The sequence below is a fragment of the Enterococcus sp. AMC1623 genome (assembly GCF_058216495.1).
This window is the reverse complement of the sequence record NZ_CM177096.1, coordinates 944712-965627: the sequence shown is the minus strand read 5'-3', so window position 1 is coordinate 965627 and position 20916 is coordinate 944712. Positions and strand designations below refer to the sequence as shown.

At 36.6% G+C, this 20916-nt stretch carries 17 protein-coding genes; 12 read left to right on the top strand and 5 right to left on the bottom strand.

Going from position 1 to position 20916, the window contains the following annotated elements:
- Positions 1-102: 102 nt before the first annotated feature.
- On the top strand, positions 103-1383 hold the full coding sequence (gene tig, locus AC4BC7_RS04810) for a trigger factor (RefSeq protein WP_207940760.1): 1281 nt from the start codon (positions 103-105) through the stop codon (positions 1381-1383).
- A 46-nt stretch (positions 1384-1429) separates the two neighbouring features.
- Here tig and AC4BC7_RS04805 read toward each other — a convergent pair whose 3' ends face one another.
- Complete coding sequence (locus AC4BC7_RS04805) at positions 1430-1870, bottom strand: NUDIX hydrolase (protein ID WP_490504013.1); 441 nt, start codon at positions 1868-1870, stop codon at positions 1430-1432.
- A 201-nt stretch (positions 1871-2071) separates the two neighbouring features.
- Between AC4BC7_RS04805 and AC4BC7_RS04800 the strand changes: the two genes are divergently transcribed.
- The 4 genes from AC4BC7_RS04800 to yihA all read left to right on the top strand — a co-directional run bounded on the left by AC4BC7_RS04800 (position 2072) and on the right by yihA (position 6067).
- Positions 2072-2905 carry a serine hydrolase gene (locus AC4BC7_RS04800; RefSeq protein WP_490504012.1) on the top strand — a complete coding sequence of 278 codons (834 nt, stop codon included), beginning with the start codon at positions 2072-2074 and terminating at the stop codon, positions 2903-2905.
- Positions 2906-2920: 15 nt separating this feature from the next.
- Positions 2921-3973: a zinc ribbon domain-containing protein gene (locus tag AC4BC7_RS04795; protein WP_490504011.1), complete on the top strand. Its 1053-nt coding sequence runs from the start codon at positions 2921-2923 to the stop codon at positions 3971-3973.
- A 202-nt stretch (positions 3974-4175) separates the two neighbouring features.
- A complete protein-coding gene (gene clpX, locus AC4BC7_RS04790; RefSeq protein WP_207940756.1) occupies positions 4176-5420 on the top strand; it encodes an ATP-dependent Clp protease ATP-binding subunit ClpX in 1245 nt (414 codons plus the stop codon).
- A 62-nt stretch (positions 5421-5482) separates the two neighbouring features.
- Complete coding sequence (gene yihA / locus AC4BC7_RS04785) at positions 5483-6067, top strand: ribosome biogenesis GTP-binding protein YihA/YsxC (protein WP_490504010.1); 585 nt, start codon at positions 5483-5485, stop codon at positions 6065-6067.
- 43 nt (positions 6068-6110) lie between these two features.
- Here yihA and AC4BC7_RS04780 read toward each other — a convergent pair whose 3' ends face one another.
- Positions 6111-6266: an SPJ_0845 family protein gene (locus AC4BC7_RS04780; protein ID WP_490504009.1), complete on the bottom strand. Its 156-nt coding sequence runs from the start codon at positions 6264-6266 to the stop codon at positions 6111-6113.
- 130 nt (positions 6267-6396) lie between these two features.
- On the opposite strand from AC4BC7_RS04780, the gene AC4BC7_RS04775 reads away from it, so the two are divergent.
- Positions 6397-7719 (top strand): hypothetical protein, encoded by a 1323-nt coding sequence (locus AC4BC7_RS04775; RefSeq protein ID WP_490504008.1) that lies wholly within the window; start codon positions 6397-6399, stop codon positions 7717-7719.
- A gap of 20 nt (positions 7720-7739) precedes the next feature.
- Here AC4BC7_RS04775 and AC4BC7_RS04770 read toward each other — a convergent pair whose 3' ends face one another.
- The 3 genes from AC4BC7_RS04770 to AC4BC7_RS04760 are packed head-to-tail and all read right to left on the bottom strand — an operon-like array spanning position 7740 to position 11332.
- Entirely contained in the window at positions 7740-9656 is a 1917-nt protein-coding gene (locus tag AC4BC7_RS04770) for a PTS fructose transporter subunit IIABC (protein WP_490504007.1), read from the bottom strand.
- A gap of 12 nt (positions 9657-9668) precedes the next feature.
- The gene (gene pfkB, locus AC4BC7_RS04765) at positions 9669-10580 is read right to left on the bottom strand and encodes a 1-phosphofructokinase (protein ID WP_490504006.1); all 912 of its coding nucleotides are present in this window, start codon (positions 10578-10580) and stop codon (positions 9669-9671) included.
- A complete protein-coding gene (locus tag AC4BC7_RS04760; RefSeq protein ID WP_207940750.1) occupies positions 10577-11332 on the bottom strand; it encodes a DeoR/GlpR family DNA-binding transcription regulator in 756 nt (251 codons plus the stop codon). Before AC4BC7_RS04760 ends, pfkB begins: the two co-directional genes overlap by 4 nt.
- 157 nt (positions 11333-11489) lie before the next feature.
- Here AC4BC7_RS04760 and AC4BC7_RS04755 point away from each other — a divergent pair, with 157 nt between their 5' ends.
- The 6 genes from AC4BC7_RS04755 (at position 11490) to gatB (ending at position 20916) form a co-directional block, all read left to right on the top strand.
- Positions 11490-12953, top strand: coding sequence for an alpha-amylase (locus AC4BC7_RS04755; RefSeq protein WP_207940749.1), 1464 nt, complete (start codon positions 11490-11492; stop codon positions 12951-12953).
- A gap of 133 nt (positions 12954-13086) precedes the next feature.
- Positions 13087-15345, top strand: a complete 2259-nt coding sequence (gene pcrA / locus AC4BC7_RS04750; RefSeq protein WP_490504005.1) for a DNA helicase PcrA — start codon at positions 13087-13089, stop codon at positions 15343-15345.
- A gap of 18 nt (positions 15346-15363) precedes the next feature.
- Entirely contained in the window at positions 15364-17388 is a 2025-nt protein-coding gene (gene ligA / locus AC4BC7_RS04745) for an NAD-dependent DNA ligase LigA (protein ID WP_490504004.1), read from the top strand.
- Between the two features lie 323 nt (positions 17389-17711).
- Complete coding sequence (gene gatC, locus AC4BC7_RS04740; RefSeq protein ID WP_490504003.1) at positions 17712-18017, top strand: Asp-tRNA(Asn)/Glu-tRNA(Gln) amidotransferase subunit GatC; 306 nt, start codon at positions 17712-17714, stop codon at positions 18015-18017.
- Complete coding sequence (gene gatA / locus AC4BC7_RS04735) at positions 18017-19486, top strand: Asp-tRNA(Asn)/Glu-tRNA(Gln) amidotransferase subunit GatA (protein WP_207940745.1); 1470 nt, start codon at positions 18017-18019, stop codon at positions 19484-19486. Before gatC ends, gatA begins: the two co-directional genes overlap by 1 nt.
- Complete coding sequence (gene gatB / locus AC4BC7_RS04730) at positions 19486-20916, top strand: Asp-tRNA(Asn)/Glu-tRNA(Gln) amidotransferase subunit GatB (protein WP_490504002.1); 1431 nt, start codon at positions 19486-19488, stop codon at positions 20914-20916. Before gatA ends, gatB begins: the two co-directional genes overlap by 1 nt.

The window sequence follows — 20916 nt, the reverse complement described above, 5'->3', positions numbered from 1 at the left end:
GCATTCAAAATGTTTACATTTTTCAAGGCATAGTGTACTATTTAAAGGTATGCATGAAACTATTTCATATGTAAATTTATTTGTTAATTCGGAGGGAAATACATGACTGCAAAATGGGAAAAAACAGGCACCAATAATGGTGAATTAACTTTTTCAATTGCTCAAGAAGAAATTCAAAAAGGCCTAACAACAGCCTTTAATCGTGTGAAAGGAAATCTTAACGTACCAGGATTCCGTAAAGGTAAAGTATCTCGTACAGTATTTAACCGTATGTACGGTGAAGAAGCATTATATGAAGATGCTTTAAACGCTGTATTACCAGAAGCTTATGAAGCTGCTGTAAAAGAAGCTGGAATTGATCCAGTTGCTCAACCAAAAATCGATGTTGAAAGCATGGAAAAAGGCGAAGCATGGGTAATCAAAGCTGAAGTAACAGTTAAACCTGAAGTAAAATTAGGTGACTACAAAAATCTAACTGTTGAAAAACAAGAACGTGAAGTAACTGACGAAGATGTAGATGCTCGTCTAAAACGCGAACAAGAACAACAAGCTGAATTAGTAATCAAAGAAGATGCTGCTGTTGAAGGCGATACAGTAGTAATTGACTTTGAAGGTTTCTTAGGCGATGAAGCTTTTGAAGGTGGAAAAGGCGAAAACTATTCACTTGAATTAGGTTCTGGTTCATTCATTCCAGGATTTGAAGAACAATTAGTTGGTAAAAAAGCTGGCGACAACACAGAAGTAACTGTGACTTTCCCAGAAGATTACCAAGCAGAAGATTTAGCTGGCAAAGAAGCTGTCTTCAAAGTAACTGTTCATGAAGTAAAAGGCAAAGAAGTACCAGAATTAGACGATGAATTTGCAAAAGATGTTGACGATAGCGTTGAAACTTTAGCAGAATTAAAAGAAAAATTCCGTGCTGAAATCCAAGAAAATAAAGAAAAAGCTGCAAAAGAAGCAGTTGAAGAAGCAGCAATTCGTCAAGCGGTTGAAAATGCTGAAATCGTTGAATTACCACACGTAATGGTTCACGATGAAGTTCACCGTGCAATGGATGAATTCTTAAACAACATGCAACGCCAAGGGATTAACCCAGAAATGTACTATCAATTAACTGGTTCTACTGAAGCTGACTTGCATAAACAATTTGAAGGCGAAGCAGATACTCGCGTGAAAACAAACCTTGTAATTGAAGCTATCGTTGCTGCTGAAGGCTTAGAAGCTACTGAAGAAGAAGTTGAAGCAGAAATCAAAGAGTTAGCAGAAAGCTACAACATGCCAGAAGCTCAAGTACGTCGTGTACTTACAGAAGACATGTTAAAACATGACATCAACATGAAGAAAGCTGTAGATTTAATCACTTCTACTGCTGTTGAAGCATAATTTTAAATTAAAGACGACTTGGTTATTATCCAAGTCGTCTTTTTTATTAGTCAATGTTTACTAAATGAATGAGCGAGGACGGATTAGCTGAAACTAATTTTTGAAGACAGCTAGGCTTTAATGCAGAGATATCATCTTTAGAAATCCAACTGATAAGCTCTTCTTCAGATTCGCTCGCATAATTTTCTTTAGTTGGAATTGTTCCACGATAGATATAGAGAAATTCATGGTATTGCTGTTTTTCTTGCTGAAAAAAATTTTCAATAATTGCCCAAAGTTGTGCATCTATTAATTGTTCACCCGTTTCTTCAAATAGTTCACGATAAATGCCTGCTAGTGTTGTTTCAGAAAATTTAAGGCGACCGCCGGGTAGCGAAATAGTGCCATCAGGATAAGTAGCCACGAGTAACTGATTTTCTTGTTCAATCCATGCGGCAACACGGATAGTTAGTTTTCCTTCTGGCATTTCAAGCGTTAAATCATTCATCAAAACCCTCCTTTTAAATATACTATTTCTATCCTATCTTTAAATAAATTAAAACACAATATTTCTTTGTTTTTACAAAAGCATGGAACGGATTGCTTTTCATCGTTTTGTTACGGTATAATTCTAAAGTGATAGTTATTTTTATTTAGTTTAGAGGAGTGTGTAAACATCAAATTTAAAAAAATTGGAATAATTTTCTTTTTGCTTGTCATTAGCGTTATCTTTGGTAGCTATCTTTGGAAAAGCTTAAATGTACTAGAGATGCAGGTAACGCAAGTAACGACGAGTGAAACAAGTATTTTTAGTCGTGAAGAAACCTTAGAAACAACCATCCAATCTTCCAGTAGTTCTCAAGAATATATACTCAATGACACAGAGCTGCTTGCTAGTGCTGATAAGGTTGCGTATGGGGTCTATTATTTTAACGACAAAAAAGAATTGTCTCATGCTAAAGAAGAAGCATTTATCGCTGCAAGTGTAATTAAAGTATTTATTATGGAGTATGTCTATACCCATCTAGAACAAACGATGGAGATTGCTGGCTATTCTGTGGATGAACTAGTTCGTTTAATGATTCAAAATAGTGACAATCAAGCAACCAATATCTTGATTGATTTTATTGGGCTGGATACATTAAATGAATTCTTTACTATTAATTACACATCGACTCAATTACAAAGAAAAATGTTAGACGAAGATGCACGAGCACAAGGGTTAGAAAATTATACCTCAGTTAAAGATGTTTTGACCTTTTTAGAAACTATCTATCTTCATCGAGACCAGTTTCCTTATTCAGAAATGTTGCAACTATTATTAGGACAAACGATTCGGACCAAAATACCGAGTAAATTTCCTGAAGAAGTATTAATTGCAAATAAAACTGGTGAGCTTGAAAACGTGGAAAATGATGTAGCTTTGATTCTAGATGATGAAAATCCGTTGGCTATTGTTATTTTAACAGAAGACGTTCATGGCAATGGTATCGTACGTGAAGCAATTGGTAGCTTTGCGTTAGAAGCCTGGCATGATAAATAAAAGGAAGTGTAAAAAATGAAGTACTGTCCGAGTTGTGGCAAAGAATTACTTGAAGGAGCAAATTTTTGCGGTCAATGTGGAACAAAGATAGAAAAAGAAATTCCGAAAGAAGTGCCGTTAACTAAAGAAGAACCCCCAAAAACGCCTGTCGAACCAGTCGTTGCGAAAAAAATTTCACCAGTCAAAGCAGAACGATCAGAAATCATTAAGAAGAAGAGACCAAATCCCTTGATTATTACCCTGCTTTTAATTATTTTTGGAATTGGTTTAGCTATATGGTTTTTATTATCTGTTTTTACAACCAAACCAGAAGCAACTATAACTGAAGCGACGGATATTTCAACTACCGAGACAACCAGTCTTTCTACAACCGCAAGTACAATTGTTTCAACAACGGCTAGTTCAGAAGAACCTTTGAGTGCTAAATATGATGATATTCTTGAAAATGCGCAACGTTTAGCTGATGAAGGGAATTATTCAGAATCTGAATTAGAATTAAGTACGATTCCAGAAGAAGTTCTAGCGCGTTCAGAATATGCTTCAGTTAAAAAAGTTGTAGATGAAATTCATGCTCAAAATCAACCAGCAATTGAAGCTGCAAAAGCGAAAGAAGAAGCAGAACAGAAAAAAGCAGAACAAGAACAAAAAGCGAAAGAAGAGCAAGCAAAAAAAGAAAAAGCCAACAAAAAAGAAGAGAAAAGTGATCCGGTGTTTGTCGGAGATTTTGCTTCATGGGCAACTAGCTATGGATTTTACTTTGCGCAAGAAAAACAAAATCAAAGTTCGCTAACGATTGGCACAGATGGTCGAGTAACGAAAGATGCTCAAACTGGTAAAGCAACCGTTGAGAATTATAGTGGTGATACACTAAGTTATGAGACCAATGAACAAAAGCCGACTAAAATTCCTGCAATGAAAACCGTTCACCCTAACGTGAGAATTACCATTAAATGGGACAATGGTGGGAGCCAAGTCTTGTATGGTTATACCTCATTTACTGGACGTCTTGTTCTAACCGATGGCGTTTCTAAAGGAAATGGTATTAATGAAGTGTGGATTACCAATTAAAGAAAAGTCTAGGCGATAGAAAAATCGCTTAGACTTTTTATTTATACGTATTTATTATCAGAAAATTTTTACATTAAGAAAGCTTAATTCTCAAGGCTTAAAGGCTTTTTCTTTCTAAGGAACTATGCTAAAATGGATAAAGACTGTTAAAGTCAGAAATGTTTTTTTCCAGTCGGAAAGAAAAAATCAAGGGGTGAACACCATGTACGACAATACTAACGGAAATGAACCGATACGCTGCTCTTTTTGTGGCAAAGCACAAGAAGAAGTGAAGAAAATCGTAGCTGGTCCTGGTGTCTACATTTGTGATGAATGCATTGAATTATGTAAAGAAATCATTGACGAAGAGTTCTACGAAGAAGCGATTCGTGAATTTATGGAAGTACCAAAACCAAAAGAAATTCTTGATGTCTTAAATGAATACGTGATTGGACAAGATCGTGCGAAGCGTGCATTAGCTGTTGCGGTTTACAACCATTATAAACGCGTAAATGTAGAAAAAACAGAAGAAGACGATGTGGAACTACAAAAAAGTAATATCTGTCTTATCGGACCAACTGGATCTGGTAAAACATTTTTAGCTCAAACACTAGCAAGAAGTTTAAACGTGCCTTTTGCAATTGCAGATGCAACCAGTTTAACAGAAGCTGGCTATGTTGGTGAAGATGTTGAAAATATCTTGTTGAAATTATTACAAGCCGCAGATTATAATGTAGAACGTGCAGAAAAGGGCATTATTTACATTGATGAAATCGATAAAATTGCGCGTAAAAGTGAAAATGTATCGATTACACGTGATGTTTCTGGTGAAGGTGTGCAACAAGCGTTACTTAAAATCTTGGAAGGAACAACCGCAAGCGTTCCTCCTCAAGGTGGCAGAAAACATCCACATCAAGAGATGATTCAAATTGATACTACGAATATTCTCTTTATTGTAGGCGGAGCATTTGATGGAATTGAAACAATTGTTAAAAACCGCATGGGTGAAAAAACAATTGGTTTTGGTTCAAACAATCAAAAAATTGCCGAGGATGAGAGTGTTATGAAACATATCATCCCTGAAGACTTATTGAAATTCGGATTAATCCCAGAATTTATCGGTCGCTTACCAGTGATGGCTGCTTTAGATAAATTGACGACGGATGATTTGGTTCATATTTTGACAGAACCTAAAAATGCTTTAGTGAAACAATATAAGAAGTTAATGTCATTAGATGATACAGAGCTTGAATTTGAAGCGGGAGCATTAAAAGCTATCGCTCAAAAAGCTATTGAACGCAATACAGGTGCTCGTGGCTTACGTTCAATTATTGAAGACATTATGATGGATGTTATGTTTGAAGCACCATCAAAAGCTGAAATTGAAAAAGTAACGATTACTGAAGCAGCAGCTAAAGGTGAAGCAGAACCATTAATCAGTTATAAAGAAGAAAAAAAAGCAGGGTAAGGCAATAAACCGGATAGTGATTTTCCTATCCGGTTTCCTGTTTTTACGAAAGGAAGAATCACATGAAAGTTCATTCAGCTGATATTGTTATAAGTGCTGTTGCTCCAGCGCAATATCCAGAAACAGAATTACCTGAGATTGCTTTAGCCGGGCGTTCGAATGTAGGGAAATCCTCTTTCATTAATACATTAATTAATAGAAAAAACTTAGCACGAACTTCGTCAAAACCAGGGAAAACACAAACCTTGAATTTTTATTTAATTGAAAATTCATTACATTTTGTAGACGTACCTGGATATGGTTATGCAAAAGTTTCTAAAACAGAGCGTGCAAAATGGGGAAAAATGATTGAAACGTATTTAACTCAACGTGAACAATTGCGAGCAGTCGTATCGCTAATTGACTTGCGTCATGCGCCAACACAAGAGGATATTCAAATGTATCAATTCTTAAAATACTACGAGATCCCTGTGATTGTGGTTGCAACAAAAGCGGATAAAATTCCTCGTGGAAAATGGAATAAACATGAAAGTGTCATCAAAAAAGCCCTAGATTTTGATAAAACAGATAAATTTATTCTTTTTTCATCAGTTACGAAACAAGGAAAAGAAGAAGCATGGCAAGCCATTGAAGAAGCAATCAAATAAAGAAGTGTTACATTCAGAAACAATCTGTTTGTAACACTTCTTTTTATTTATCTTTTTCGTCAGTTTCTTTTTTCTTAGGTGTCGGGTTTAAGAAACGTTCAATATCTGGTTTCTTTTCTTCTTTTTTTTCGTCTGGAAAAAAGGCGAATTCTTCAAATTTTTTATCTAAAGAATCATCTCGTTGGAATTTTAAACTCATGCTGTCACCTCCACTATAGAAAGTTTAGCATGAAAAGTCTGAAGATACACGTAAAAAATCTTTTTCACTCTACTGAAAGAAAACACATATGTTACAATAAATGTGAAGGAAACATCCAGGGGGTGATTAAATGCAACTGACAGAGAAAATGTATTGTTACATACAAGCTGTACCGCCAAAAGGAAAGCGGTATCAAGAGTGGATTAGGAATGGTTTATCATTTGGTCGGATTGTATTTAATCCGTTATATATTGAATTTAACCAGCAAATCTTACCTTTTTCAGTAAAGACTCAAGATAAATTGATTGATGCAGCAATGCTTGGAGATAATTTTATCTTGCGCATTCATGATCAATGGAGTGAGACAGTTATTCAACGGCATAATGAGGTGTTATTTGAGCGTCATTATTTTACAAAAGAACAATTTGAACAAAATCGGCCGATGATTTTTGATTATGTCAAGTTACGAATGGAAAAAGCTACGTTTGCATATATTCGTTCCTACGATGAGTTTTTATATCACAATATTGAACAGCCTAATTATCGTAAAATAATTGAATCTGAAGAAGAAATGGCGCATTATCCGAAAAAGAAAAATACCCAAGGCGAAGTGATTATTGATGGGAATTATTTTGCTGGATTTGATATTTTTCATGTCGGTTTTTGTCTAACGTCTTGTTGGCAGATGTATTTTAGTCCTTCATACAGCGAGATTTTACCTCTAAACTTGATTAGAGAGGTACAGCAAGTTGATAGGGTAGAGGAATTAGCAACTGGAACGATTTTAGTGGAGCTATATAAAGATCCCTATCGTTGGAATACGCCGGCGAATTTACATTTTCAGCGCATGTTTCGGAATCAACTAGGCATTGATCAATTGAGTTGGTTAAACGGAGTAGGTGTATTACGCGAACCCTTTGTGGAATATCGCACGTCTTTTAATTTATTACAAATCATTCAATATCAAAATGATTTTTTACAGCCAGTTCCTAAGAGTCAATCCACACATTTTGTTACTCGTATGTATAATCCACTGACAAAAGAAGAACAGGTTAGTCGAATAAAAGGAACCTTAAATACTCAGGCTTATTTCCCATTGATTAATGAACGACAGCGAAAGATGAAGACAGTTATTACGTTGTTTGTTGATCAGACAATTGACGAAGGATTAGAAGCATACGAATTTTATTTGCGTCAATATTTAGCCATTAATTTGGATGATAAAAAGTATAAATCTTATACGCCAATTATTACCTTTTTTTTACCAGATGAATATGTGACAAAAATTCCTTTAGCAAAACTAAAAGAACGCATGTCCGATGTTTTATTTAGCAAAGAAAAAATGGGCAGAAAGAAAAGTGTATTTTCTGTCAAAAAAGGCGAGGTTCAGCTGCAAGTAGAACTTTTGCCTTTAAGTACTATTTATCCAATAGAAAAAGCGTCAAGTACGTAACATGTACTTGACGCTTCTTTTTATTTTTCGATTGGTTTTCTTAAAATACCTAATAAGATACCAGATACCACAGCACCGATAGCCACGAATGCTAAGTATAATAATGGATTTGATAACAATGGAACTACGAAGATACCACCATGAGGAGCCATCAAGCGAATACCGAATGCACCGACTAATCCACCAGTTAATGCTGAACCAACAATGAAACTTGGAATTGCACGTAATGGGTCAGCAGCTGCAAATGGAATTGCGCCTTCTGTTACGAATGATAGACCCATAACAATGTTTGTTAAACCAGCTTCATTTTCTTGTTTTGTAAATTTATTTTTAAATAAACGAGTTGCAACAAAGATTGCTAATGGTGGAACCATACCACCTGCCATAACAGCCGCCATCACGATACTACCGCCTTGTGCCACTGTTGCAGCAATTGTACCAGTACCGAATACATAAGCTGCTTTGTTAATTGGTCCACCTAAGTCAGCCGCCATCATACCTGCTAATAAGGCACCTAATAACGCAGCATTTGCACCATCTAAACTTTGTAGGAAACCATTTAAACCATCATTGATAGCTTTCATAGGAACATTGACTAATAACATGATGAATCCAGTAATTAATAATCCAAAGAAAGGATAGAACAAGATTGTTTTAATACCATCTAATGACTTTGGCAATCCTTTTAATAGTTTGCGTAGGAAAACAATCACATATCCGGCAATGAAACCACCTAGTAAAGCGCCTAAGAACCCAGCACCACCAGCATTTGCTAAAGCACCGGCAGCAAAACCAGCAACTAATCCAGGACGGTCACCGATACTCATTGCAATAAAACCAGCTAAGACCGGTAACATAAAGCCAAATGCAGCCCCACCAATTTGGTTAAACCATGCAGCTGCTTGGTTATAAGAACCTAATTGTCCTAAAGCATCATTAGGAACACCGATAAATTGATCAACCATGAATGAAATGGCGATTAAAATCCCACCAGCGATAACGAATGGTAACATATGAGAAACACCATTCATTAAGTTTTTGTAGATTTCTTGTCCGATAGAACCTTTTTCGCTTGATTCTTCAGAAGATGCACTACCGTCACCATGATAAATTGGAGCAGAACCACTTAAGGCAAGATTGATTAGTTCTTCTGTTTTACGAATACCATCACCAACTGGACGGTTAACTAAATGTTTGCCATCAAAACGAGCCATCTCAACTTTTTTATCCGCAGCAACGATGACACCAGTTGCACGTTCAATATCTTGAGTTGTTAAACGATTTTTAATGCCCTCAGAACCATTTGTTTCAACTTTAATATCGACACCTAATTCTTTTGCTTTTTTCTTCAAAGAATCTTCAGCCATATAGGTATGAGCAATACCAGTCGGGCAAGCTGTTACAGCTACGATAAATGGACGATCACTTGTTGTTTCAATTGTTGCTTCAGCCGCTTGTTCCGCCGCTTTTTCTTCCGCTTCTGCTTTTTCCGCTTCGGCAAAAGTTGCTTGAACTTCTTCAGGTGTTTTAGCAACTTTTAGTTTTGCAACAAAATCAGGGTTGATTAATTGACGAGATAGGGCAGCTAAAGCTTGTAAATGAGTGTCATTTGCGCCTTCTGGAGCGGCAATCATAAAGAACAGATAAGTTGGTTGACCATCTAATGCTTCATAATCGACTCCTTTACTACTTTTGGCAAACAATACTGTCGCTTCTTTAACAGCCGCATTTTTTGCATGAGGCATAGCAATGCCATCGCCTAAGCCTGTTGAAGTTTGTGCTTCACGAGCGAGAATTCCTTCTTTATAAGTTTCAATGTCAGAAATTCTGCCTGCATCGTACATTTTTTGAATCATTTCATCGATAGCACCTTTTTTATCAGTTGCTTGTAAATCCATGATCATCGCATCTTTGATTAATAAGTCATTGATTTGCATGTTATAGACCTCCTATAATTTTGTGATTTCTACTTCTGGAAGTAGTTCCTGAATAAAGGCAGCTTCAGCTAAGTCATCTGAAAAAGCAGTGGCACTACCACAAGCAACACCCCATTTGAACGCTTCAACCGAATCTTGTGTTTTTGCATATTGCCCGATAAAACCTGCAATCATCGAATCACCAGCGCCCACAGAATTTTTTAATTCACGTTTTAAAACATTTGATTGGTAAGTGCCATCTTCTGTAATTAAAAGAGCGCCATCACCAGCCATTGAAATTAAAACGTTTTTTGCGCCTTCTGCTAATAATTTTTTCCCATGCTCGATAATATCATCGATGGATTCAAATGTTGTGTGGTATAAATCAGCTAATTCATGATTATTAGGTTTTACTAGTAATGGACGGTGTTTCAATGCTTGTAAGAGATCATCGCCCGTTGTATCAATCACAAATTCTGCGCCTTTTTCTTCAATTAATTGAATCAATTCTTGATAGAATCCTTTGCGCAAGCCTGCTGGAGTACTTCCTGAAAGAACGACAATATCACCAGAAGAAACAAGGGATAACGCGTCTTTCAAGTTTTGAATTTCTTCATCAGAGAGAGCAGGACCTAATCCATTAATCTCAGTTTCTTCTTCGGCTTTTAGCTTGACATTAATCCGTGTATCTTCTTTCACTGGTGTAAATTGGCAATCAATGCCTTCTTGTTCCATCCAGTTTTCAATGAAAGAACCTGTAAATCCTCCTAAAAATCCTAACGCAGTAGAAGTCGAATCAATTCTTTGTAAAATACGAGAAACATTGATTCCTTTTCCACCAGGAAGTTTGAAGTCTTGTGACATACGATTGACATCGCCCATTTTTAAATCCTTTACATGAACAATATAATCAATCGAAGGGTTTAAAGTCATTGTGTAAATCATGATTTTACCTCCATAATTTTAGTTTGCAGTTGAAATTTACGATAAATATCTTTTGGACATTCATTTGTAATAATTTCAGCTGCTTTTAATGATGCAACTTGGGTAAAGGTTGTCTGTTGAAATTTGGAGCAATCCAACAAAACAAAAGCAATTTGACTTTGTGACATAGCAATTTTCTTAACGACAGCCTCTTCTGGATCAGGAGTGGTGAAACCAGCTTCTAAATGGGCACCGTTCATTCCCATAAATGCTTTACTAAAATGAAATTGCTTTAATTGCCGCAATGTTTCATAACCTAGGGTCGCATTTGTAGAAAGTTTGATTGCACCGCCGAGAATAATTGTTTCAATTTCTCGATCAACTAAAAGAGAGGCGTGTTTCACGGAATTGGTCACAACTTTTATAGATAAATCATTTGGAATAAATGGAATCATTTCGATTGTTGTTGTGCCCGCGTCCAAGTAAATAACGTCTTCTTTTGTGATTAAGCTTGCTGCCGCTTTTGCGATAGCAAGTTTCTCGGTATGAAACTGTTGCTGTTTCTCATTCATCGTGGCTTCAAAATTCAACCGGGGTCGTTTTTTTGCACCGCCGTGGATACGAGTGAGCAATCCTTGGTTTTCCAGATTTTGTAAATCTCGACGAATGGTAGACTCCGATGCTTTGAGGGGGAGTAGAAGTTCATTAATCGTAACAATGTCATTTTCTTCCACTTTTGTTAAGATATGTTGATATCTCTCTTCTGTAAGCATTTTCATTCACCTCTTCATCGAGTATTTTAACATGCCTATTTGCTTAAATCAATCAAAATCAGTAGAAAACATTCAAAATAAATCATTTTATGAAAACAAGCTATTATTTGACAAATAAATAGAAAATTTGCTTAATGAAGATATGGGAGGTCATCATATGAAAAACAAAACAATTTTACAAGGTTTCGAATGGGATTTACCTGCTGATGCCACACATTGGCAAACAATTCAAAAAAAAGCAAAAGAATTACATGACTTAGGTTTTACAGCTGTGTGGTTACCACCAGCATACAAAGCATCATCAGGGATTAAAGATGTAGGATATGGTGTCTATGACCATTATGATCTAGGAGAATTTGATCAAAAGGATACAGTTCCTACAAAATATGGAACAAAAGACGAATATCTTCAGGCGATTCAAGCTTTACATGAAAATGAATTGGAAGTATATGCAGATATTGTTTTTAATCATTTGATGGGCGCTGATGAAACAGAAACGGTGCCTGCCGTTCAATACAATACAGAGAATCGAACAGAAGCAGTCAGCGGTGAAGAAGAAATTGAAGCGTGGACAAAATTTACGTATCCTGGTCGAAAAGGTACGTACAACGATTATGTTTGGACGTGGAAAAATTTTTCTGGTGTTGATTATGATGCACGTACCAAAGAACACGCAATTTATAATTTTGCCGATAAAGGTTGGGATGAAGAAGTCGATAAAGAAGATGGCAATTTCGACTATTTAATGGGCTGCGATTTAGATATGGAAAACCCTGAAACAGTTGAGCAGTTGGATAAATGGGGAAAATGGTATCAAGAATTAACCAATGTTGATGGGTACCGTTTAGACGCCGTGAAACATATTCAATTTGATTATTATGTAGATTGGTTAATCAATCGTCGTGAAGAAAAAGGTAAAAGCCTTTTTGTTGTCGGTGAATATTGGTCGAACGATTTGGAAAAATTAGAAACCTATCTTGATTCGTCAGGAAATTTAATTTATTTATTTGATGTACCGCTACATTTTAATTTTTATGAAGCAGCAAATTCCAATGGTGAATTCGATATGACGCAAATTTTTAATCATACGCTTGTTGATTCTCGTGAGGATTTTGCAGTTACTTTTGTCGATAATCATGATACGCAAAAAGGGCAAAGCTTAGAATCGTGGATTGACGGTTGGTTTAAAGTACATGCCTATACTTTAACGCTTCTTCGTAAACAAGGAATACCGGTTGTGTTCTGGGGAGATTTATATGGTATTCCTGCGCAAGATATTCAACCAGTTGGGGATGATTTACATGCTTTGTTAAGACTGCGAAATGAAACAGATTTTGGGAATCAAATTGATTATTTTGATAATCCAGACTGTATTGGTTGGGTTTTAACAGGCGACTTTGAAGATCCTGCTTCAGGTATAGCTGTTGTTATGACGAATGGTAAAGGCAGTGAGAAAGAAATGACGGTTAGTGCGATTCATCGCGACAAAACATTTGTCGATGTCTTAGGAAATAATGAAACGAAAGTTGTCCTTGATGAAAATGGCAAAGGTGTCTTTCCAGTAAATGATGGACAGGTTTCTGTCTATGTCCAAGAAGAGGTTGCTAACCAATTGCGATAAATATAAGCTGACTATTTTCAAAAGAAATAGTCAGTTTTTTTGTAAATTTTCTTGGAAATCATGTTGTTCGGTTTTATGAAATGACGGATAATGCTATAATTGAGAGGATTGATAAAGAAAGGATGTTTGTCGAATGTCATCCAAAGAAAGACTATTAAATGGAATGAATCCCAAACAAAAAGAAGCGGTTGTCTGCACAGAAGGACCGCTCTTATTAATGGCTGGTGCCGGAAGTGGAAAAACGCGTGTGCTAACACATCGCATTGCGTATTTAATTGAAGAAAAAGGAATGAATCCTTGGAATATTTTAGCCATTACCTTTACCAATAAAGCAGCCAAAGAGATGAAAGAACGTGTGAAAGATTTATTAGGTAGAGAAGGCGAAGACGTTTGGGTATCAACCTTTCACTCAATGTGCGTCCGAATTTTACGACGGGATGTTGATCATATAGGCTACTCCCGCAATTTTACTATTATTGACTCATCAGAACAATTAACCTTGATGAAACGAGTATTAAAAGAGTTAAATATTGATCCGAAAAAATATGACCCTCGTTCTATTTTAGGGGCAATCTCGAATGCGAAAAATGCGTTACAAACACCTGCTGATTATCAAGATTTACAAGGTGATTTTTTTGAACAAATTGTTGGACGTTGTTATGAAGTTTATCAAAAAGAATTACGTCAAAATCAATGTATGGACTTTGACGATTTAATTATGAACACCATTCGTTTATTCAGAGAAAACCCAGATGCGTTAGCCTTTTATCAAAATAAATTCCAATATATTCATGTAGATGAATATCAAGATACCAACCACGCGCAATATACTTTAGTTAATATGCTAGCAGCGCGGTTTAAAAATTTGTGTGTTGTCGGTGATGCCGATCAAAGTATTTATGGTTGGCGTGGCGCTGATATGCAAAATATTTTGGACTTTGAAAAAGACTACCCAGAAGCTGAGGTCATTTTGCTAGAACAAAACTATCGCTCAACAAAAACAATTTTAGAAGCAGCGAACCAAGTCATTCAAAATAATCGCAATCGTCGCGATAAAAATTTGTGGACAGAAAATCAAGAAGGACCACGTATCAAATATTATCGTGGACAAACAGAACGTGATGAAGGACAGTTTGTTATACGCGAAATACAAAATCAAATTGCCAATGAAGGCCGCGATTATGGCGATTTTGCAGTGCTGTATCGGACGAATGCCCAATCTCGTGCTGTCGAAGATATTTTGGTTAAATCTAACATTCCTTATACGATGGTGGGAGGACATAAATTCTACGATCGGAAAGAAATTAAAGATATTTTAGCCTATCTAAGTGCCATTGCGAATCCGGATGATTCACTTAGCTTAGAACGAATTATTAATGTACCGAAACGAGGAGTTGGACCAGGTTCTTTAGATAAGTTGCGACAGTTTGCTGAATTACATGGGTTTCCATTATTAGAAGCTGCCCAAAATATTGAATTGAGTACTGTTACTGGAAAAGCAGCTAAGGAACTTGGTAAGTTTGGCCAAATTATGGCAGAATTTCATCAAATGATTCCATATTTAACCATTACTGAATTAACTGAAGAAGTTTTAGAGAAAAGTGGCTATAAGGATGAATTACGTATTCAAAATACATTGGAATCACAAGCTCGTTTAGAAAATTTGGAAGAATTCTTAACAGTTACCAAAGAATTTGATAAACAATACGAAAATCGTTCTGAAGAAGAAGGCGATGCACCGGAAGATAAGTTATCTATTTTCTTAAACGATTTAGCATTATTTTCAGATTTAGATAATTATGAAGAAGAAACAACGCAAGTGACTTTAATGACCTTGCATGCGGCAAAAGGTTTAGAATTTCCTGTGGTATTTTTAGTCGGAATGGAAGAAAATTTATTCCCGCTTTCTCGTTCATTAATGGAAGAAAGTGAATTAGAAGAAGAACGTCGTCTGGCGTATGTAGGCATTACTCGAGCGGAAGAAAAGCTTTACTTCACCAACGCATTTTCGCGTACCTTATATGGCCGTACCCAATACAATCAGCCTTCTCGCTTTGTAGCAGAAATTGAATCAGATTTAGTGGAGGGGACAAGTGCACGAGCAGCCCAACCTGTGCAAATGAATGGCTCTCGAGGAACATTTAATCCGAAAGTATTTAAACCTGTGTATCAGCAAGCTCAACCAACTAAACCAGCTGTTTCTACGAAAAAAGAAACCGGTGGCGATGCGGGAAATTGGAAAGCTGGCGATAAGGTTAGTCATAAAAAATGGGGAACTGGAACTGTTGTGCGTGTGAGCGGTACTGCAAAAGACATGGAATTAGACGTGGCATTTGCACAGCAAGGAGTAAAACGTTTATTGGCGGCATTTGCCCCAATTGAAAAAATATAAGTAAAGGAGCACAATTAAATGGCAGAGTCTTTAGTTGCGCAAAGAATGGACGAATTAAAAACACAATTAAATCAATATGCATATGAATATTACGTGAAAGATCAACCCACTATCGAGGATCACTTATATGATGCTCTTTATCGAGAATTAGTTGAATTAGAAGCTCAACATCCTGAGTTAGTCACAGAAGACTCCCCCACACAACGAGTTGGTGGAATTGTTTTAGAAGGATTTGAAAAAGCAGTTCACGATATTCCATTGTATAGTTTAAATGATGTGTTTAGTAAAGAAGAAATTTTAGCCTTTGACCAACGTGTTCAAAAAGCTGTTGGTCATCCTGTTACTTATACATGTGAGTTGAAAATTGATGGTTTGTCTATTTCATTACGGTATGAAGAGGGCAAATTTGTGCGCGGTGCTACCCGTGGTGATGGTAGTGTGGGTGAAAATATTACAGAAAACTTAAAAACAGTTAAATCGATTCCAATGACACTACGCGAACCAATCACACTAGAAGTTCGTGGAGAATGTTATATGCCCAAAGCTTCTTTTTTACGTTTAAATCAAGAGCGTGAGGAAGCAGGTCTGGATGTTTTTGCCAATCCACGTAATGCGGCTGCCGGAAGTTTGCGTCAATTGGATTCTGGTGTAACAGCGAAACGTAATTTAAGTACTTTTTTATATGCTGTAGCCGATGTTGCGCCACTGGAAGCAGAAACGCAACACGACATGTTAGCGGAATTAGATCAACTGGGATTTCGTATTAATACAGAGAGTCGTTTATGTCAAACAATTGATGAGGTTTGGGTGTACATTGAAGAACTACACGAATATCGGACCGAACTACCTTACGAGATTGATGGCGTGGTTATTAAGGTCAATGACTTCCATTTACAAGAAGAATTAGGCTTTACGGTTAAAGCACCGCGTTGGGCTGCTGCGTATAAGTTTCCACCAGAAGAAGCCCAAACAATCATTGAAGATATTGAATGGACAATCGGTCGAACAGGAGTTGTGACACCAACTGCAGTAATGACTCCGGTTCGTGTAGCAGGTACGACAGTTAGTCGAGCAAGTTTGCATAATAGTGATTACATTGAAATGAAAGATATTCGTTTGCGTGATACGGTCATTATTTATAAAGCAGGCGATATTATTCCGGAAGTGGCACAAGTCGTTTTGGATAAGCGACCAGAAGACAGTGAACCTTATCCAATCCCAAGTCATTGTCCAATTTGTGACAGTGAATTAATTCATTTAGATGAAGAAGTGGCATTGCGTTGTATCAATCCCAAATGTCCTGCTCAAATCAAAGAAGGGTTAAGTCATTTTGTTTCGCGAAATGCGATGAACATTGAAGGCTTAGGTCCTCGCGTATTAGCGCAAATGTTTGACAAAGAATTAGTCCAAGATGTGGCTGACTTGTACTTTTTAAAAGAAGAAGACTTATTGACTTTAGATAAAATCAAAGAAAAATCAGCAAATAACATCTTGTCGGCAATTGAAGCAAGTAAGACCAATTCAGCCGAGCGTTTAGTTTTTGGTTTAGGCATTCGACATGTTGGCTCGAAAGCTGCCAAAATTTTAATGGAACATTTTGAAACCCTTCGAAAATTAAGTCAAGCCAATGAAGAAGAAATTTTGAACTTGCATAGTATGGGAAGTACCATTGCCGATAGCGTCGTAACCTATTTTGAGAATAATGAAGTTCACGAATTGTTGAACGAATTGGAAGCTGCAGGTGTTAATTTTGATTATTTAGGTCGAACAACGAGTCAAATAGCTGCAGTAGAATCACCATTTAAAGATAAAACAGTTGTTTTGACAGGAAAACTAACAACATACACCCGTCAAGATGCCAAAGAAAAAATAGAGAATCTTGGTGGAAAAGTGACTGGTAGTGTGTCAAAGAAAACAGATATTGTCGTTGCAGGTGAAGAAGCAGGAAGCAAATTAACAAAAGCTGAAAGTTTAGGTGTCACCGTCTGGAATGAAGCCCAAATGATTGAAGCAATTGAAGGAAGTAGTTCAAGAGAGGCATAGCCGATTGCGAGTAGTTTGACCATTCAATTGGCTAATCTTTTAAGAGTAGGATGCAAATGTTGACAACTCAACCAAATTCCCAATATTATAGATAAAGCAGAAATGACCATTCTAAATGAAGCGATAACTTTCCTCAGTGAAATTAATCGGATTTACTGAGGAAAGTTGAACTGTTTTTGCGTAGAGAAAAAATAAATCAGTTTATATGTTTTCAATTAAACAGAAAACATTCATGATAGTTATTTATTGATTTTCAATAAAGTGATACAATACAGTGAAAACAACATGCTCAATGGAAGCATGGAAACTAAAAGGAGGACATTATGGCGATTAGTGAAGAACAAGTAAAACATGTTGCCAAGTTAGCAAAATTATCTTTTTCAGATGATGAGCTACAAGACTTTACCGTACAATTAGGAAAAATTATTGATATGGTGGAAACATTAGGAGAAGTGGATACAGAAGGCGTACCATTTACTTCAAATATTGTAGATACAATCAACGTATTGAGAAAAGATGAAGCAGCTGAAGGTTGGAATCGCGATGAGTTAATGCGCAATGTTCCAGAATCAGAAAATGGCTTTATTAAAGTGCCTGCAATCATCGACAATGGGGAGGCAGGAGCATAATGACAAAATTATACGATAAAAGTCTAGAAGAATTACATTCTTTATTGGTTTCTAAAGAAATCACTGCAACCGACTTAACACAAGCGACATTAGATCGTATTAAAGAAACAGAATCTCAAGTTGACTCATTTATTACAATCAGCGAAGAAAAAGCATTAGAATTAGCAAAAGCCATTGATCTAAAAGGAGTATCAGAAGAAGCGATTTTAGCTGGTATTCCAATCGGGATTAAAGATAATATTGTAACTCGCGATATTTTAACAACAGCAGCTTCTAAAATGCTTTATAATTTCGATCCAATTTATGATGCAACGGTTATGGATAAAGTGTATCAAGCTGATATGATTCCAGTTGGTAAATTAAACATGGATGAATTTGCCATGGGCGGAAGTTCAGAAACTTCTTACTTCAAGAAAACTAAAAACGCTTGGGATCATACCAAAGTTCCTGGTGGCTCATCAGGCGGTTCCGCAGCAGCCGTTGCTTCTGGTCAAGTTCCTGTGGCTTTAGGAACAGATACAGGAGGTTCTATTCGCCAACCCGCTTCATTTAATGGAATCGTTGGTATGAAGCCAACGTATGGTCGTGTTTCACGTTTTGGTTTAATCGCTTTTGCCTCTTCATTAGACCAAATTGGTCCATTGACTCGTAATGTTAAAGATAACGCCTTAGCATTGAACGCTATTAGTGGTTATGATCCAAAAGATGGTACTTCAGCTGGGGTTAGTGTTCCTGATTTTACAGCTGGCTTAACTGGCGATATCAAAGGAATGAAAATTGCTTTACCAAAAGAATATTTAGGTGAAGGTGTAGATGCTGATGTAAAAGCGGCCATCCTTAAAGCTGCAGATACTTTCCGCGAATTAGGAGCAACCGTTGAAGAAGTGAGTTTACCACATTCAAAATATGGGGTAGCCGTGTACTACATTATTGCCTCTTCGGAAGCAAGTTCAAACTTACAACGCTTTGATGGTATTCGTTATGGATACCGCTCAGAAAATGTTAATAGCTTAGATGATGTTTATGTAAACTCTCGTAGTGAAGGTTTTGGCACGGAAGTAAAACGTCGTATCATGTTGGGAACATTCTCATTAAGTGCTGGTTATTATGATGCTTACTTCAAAAAAGCAGGTCAAGTGCGTACGTTGATCAAACAAGATTTCGATAAAGTCTTTGCTGATTATGATTTAATCATGGGCCCATCATCACCAAACGTTGCGTATGGTATTGGTGAAAACATTAATGACCCAATTAAAATGTACATGAGTGATATTTTAACGATTCCAGTAAACTTAGCTGGTTTACCAGGAATGTCATTACCAGCTGGTTTCTCAGAAGGTTTACCAATTGGTCTACAATTAATCGGTAAACATTTTGATGAAAACACGATGTATAAAGCAGCGTATGCCTTTGAGCAAGCGACTGATTTCCATACAAAAAAACCAGTGATTTTAGGAGGAAATAGCTAATGAACTTCGAAACAGTCATTGGGCTTGAAGTCCACGTAGAATTAAAAACAAACTCAAAAATTTTCTCTCCTGCTCCAGCACATTTTGGAGCAGAACCAAATAGCAATACCCACATCGTTGACTGGGGTTATCCAGGTGTATTACCTGTAATGAATAAAACTGCATTAGAATTTGGAATGAAAGCAGCCCTGGCATTAAACTGTGAAATCTCAAAAGATACCCATTTTGACCGTAAAAATTACTTCTATCCAGATAATCCCAAAGCGTACCAAATTTCTCAATTTGATCAACCAATTGGACATGACGGTTGGATTGAAATTGAAGTAGAAGGCAAAAAGAAAAAAATCCGTATCGAACGTGTGCATTTAGAAGAAGATGCGGGAAAAAACATGCACGGAATTGGTGGTTATTCTCACGTTGATTTAAACCGTCAAGGAACACCATTAATTGAGATTGTTTCTGAAGCAGATATGCGTTCTCCAGAGGAAGCCTATGCATATTTAGAAGCATTACGTTCAATCATCTTATTTACAGAAGTATCTGATGTGAAGATGGAAGAAGGTTCAATGCGTTGTGATGCGAATATCTCTTTACGCCCTTATGGACAAGAAGAATTTGGAACAAAAACAGAGTTGAAAAATTTAAACTCAATGAACTTTGTTAAAAAAGGACTAGCATTTGAAGAAAAACGCCAAGCAAAAGTATTACTTTCGGGTGGCGAAATTCAACAAGAAACACGCCGTTTTGATGAAACAACGAACAAAACTGCTTTAATGCGTGTGAAAGAAGGTTCTTCAGATTATCGTTACTTCCCAGAACCAGATATTCCTCGTTTTGCGATTGATGACGAATGGATTGAACGTGTATGTGAAACATTACCAGAAATGCCACAATCTCGTCGTGCGCGTTATATGAACGATTTAGGTTTACCAGAATACGATGCCATGGTCTTGACATTAACAAAAGAAATGTCTGATTTCTTTGATCAAACTGTTGCAGCTGGAGCAGATGCGAAACAAGCATCTAACTGGTTAATGGGTGAAGTTTCCGCTTATTTAAATAGTGAAAAACTAGAATTAGCCGAAACAAAATTAACACCAAGTAATTTAGCAGGTATGATTACACTAGTCGCAGATGGAACAATTAGTTCTAAAATTGCGAAGAAAGTCTTCCGCGAATTGATTACAAATGGTGGCGAGGCAAAAGAAGTTGTTGAAGCAAAAGGTTTAGTTCAATTATCAGATCCTGCACAATTACTACCAATCATTAATGAAGTATTAGACAACAACCAACAATCTGTTGATGACTTTAAAAATGGAAAAGATCGTGCAGTTGGTTTCTTAGTCGGTCAAATTATGAAAGCAACCAAAGGGCAAGCAAACCCAGGCGTTGTTAATAAATTGTTAAAAGAAGAATTAACAAAACGATAA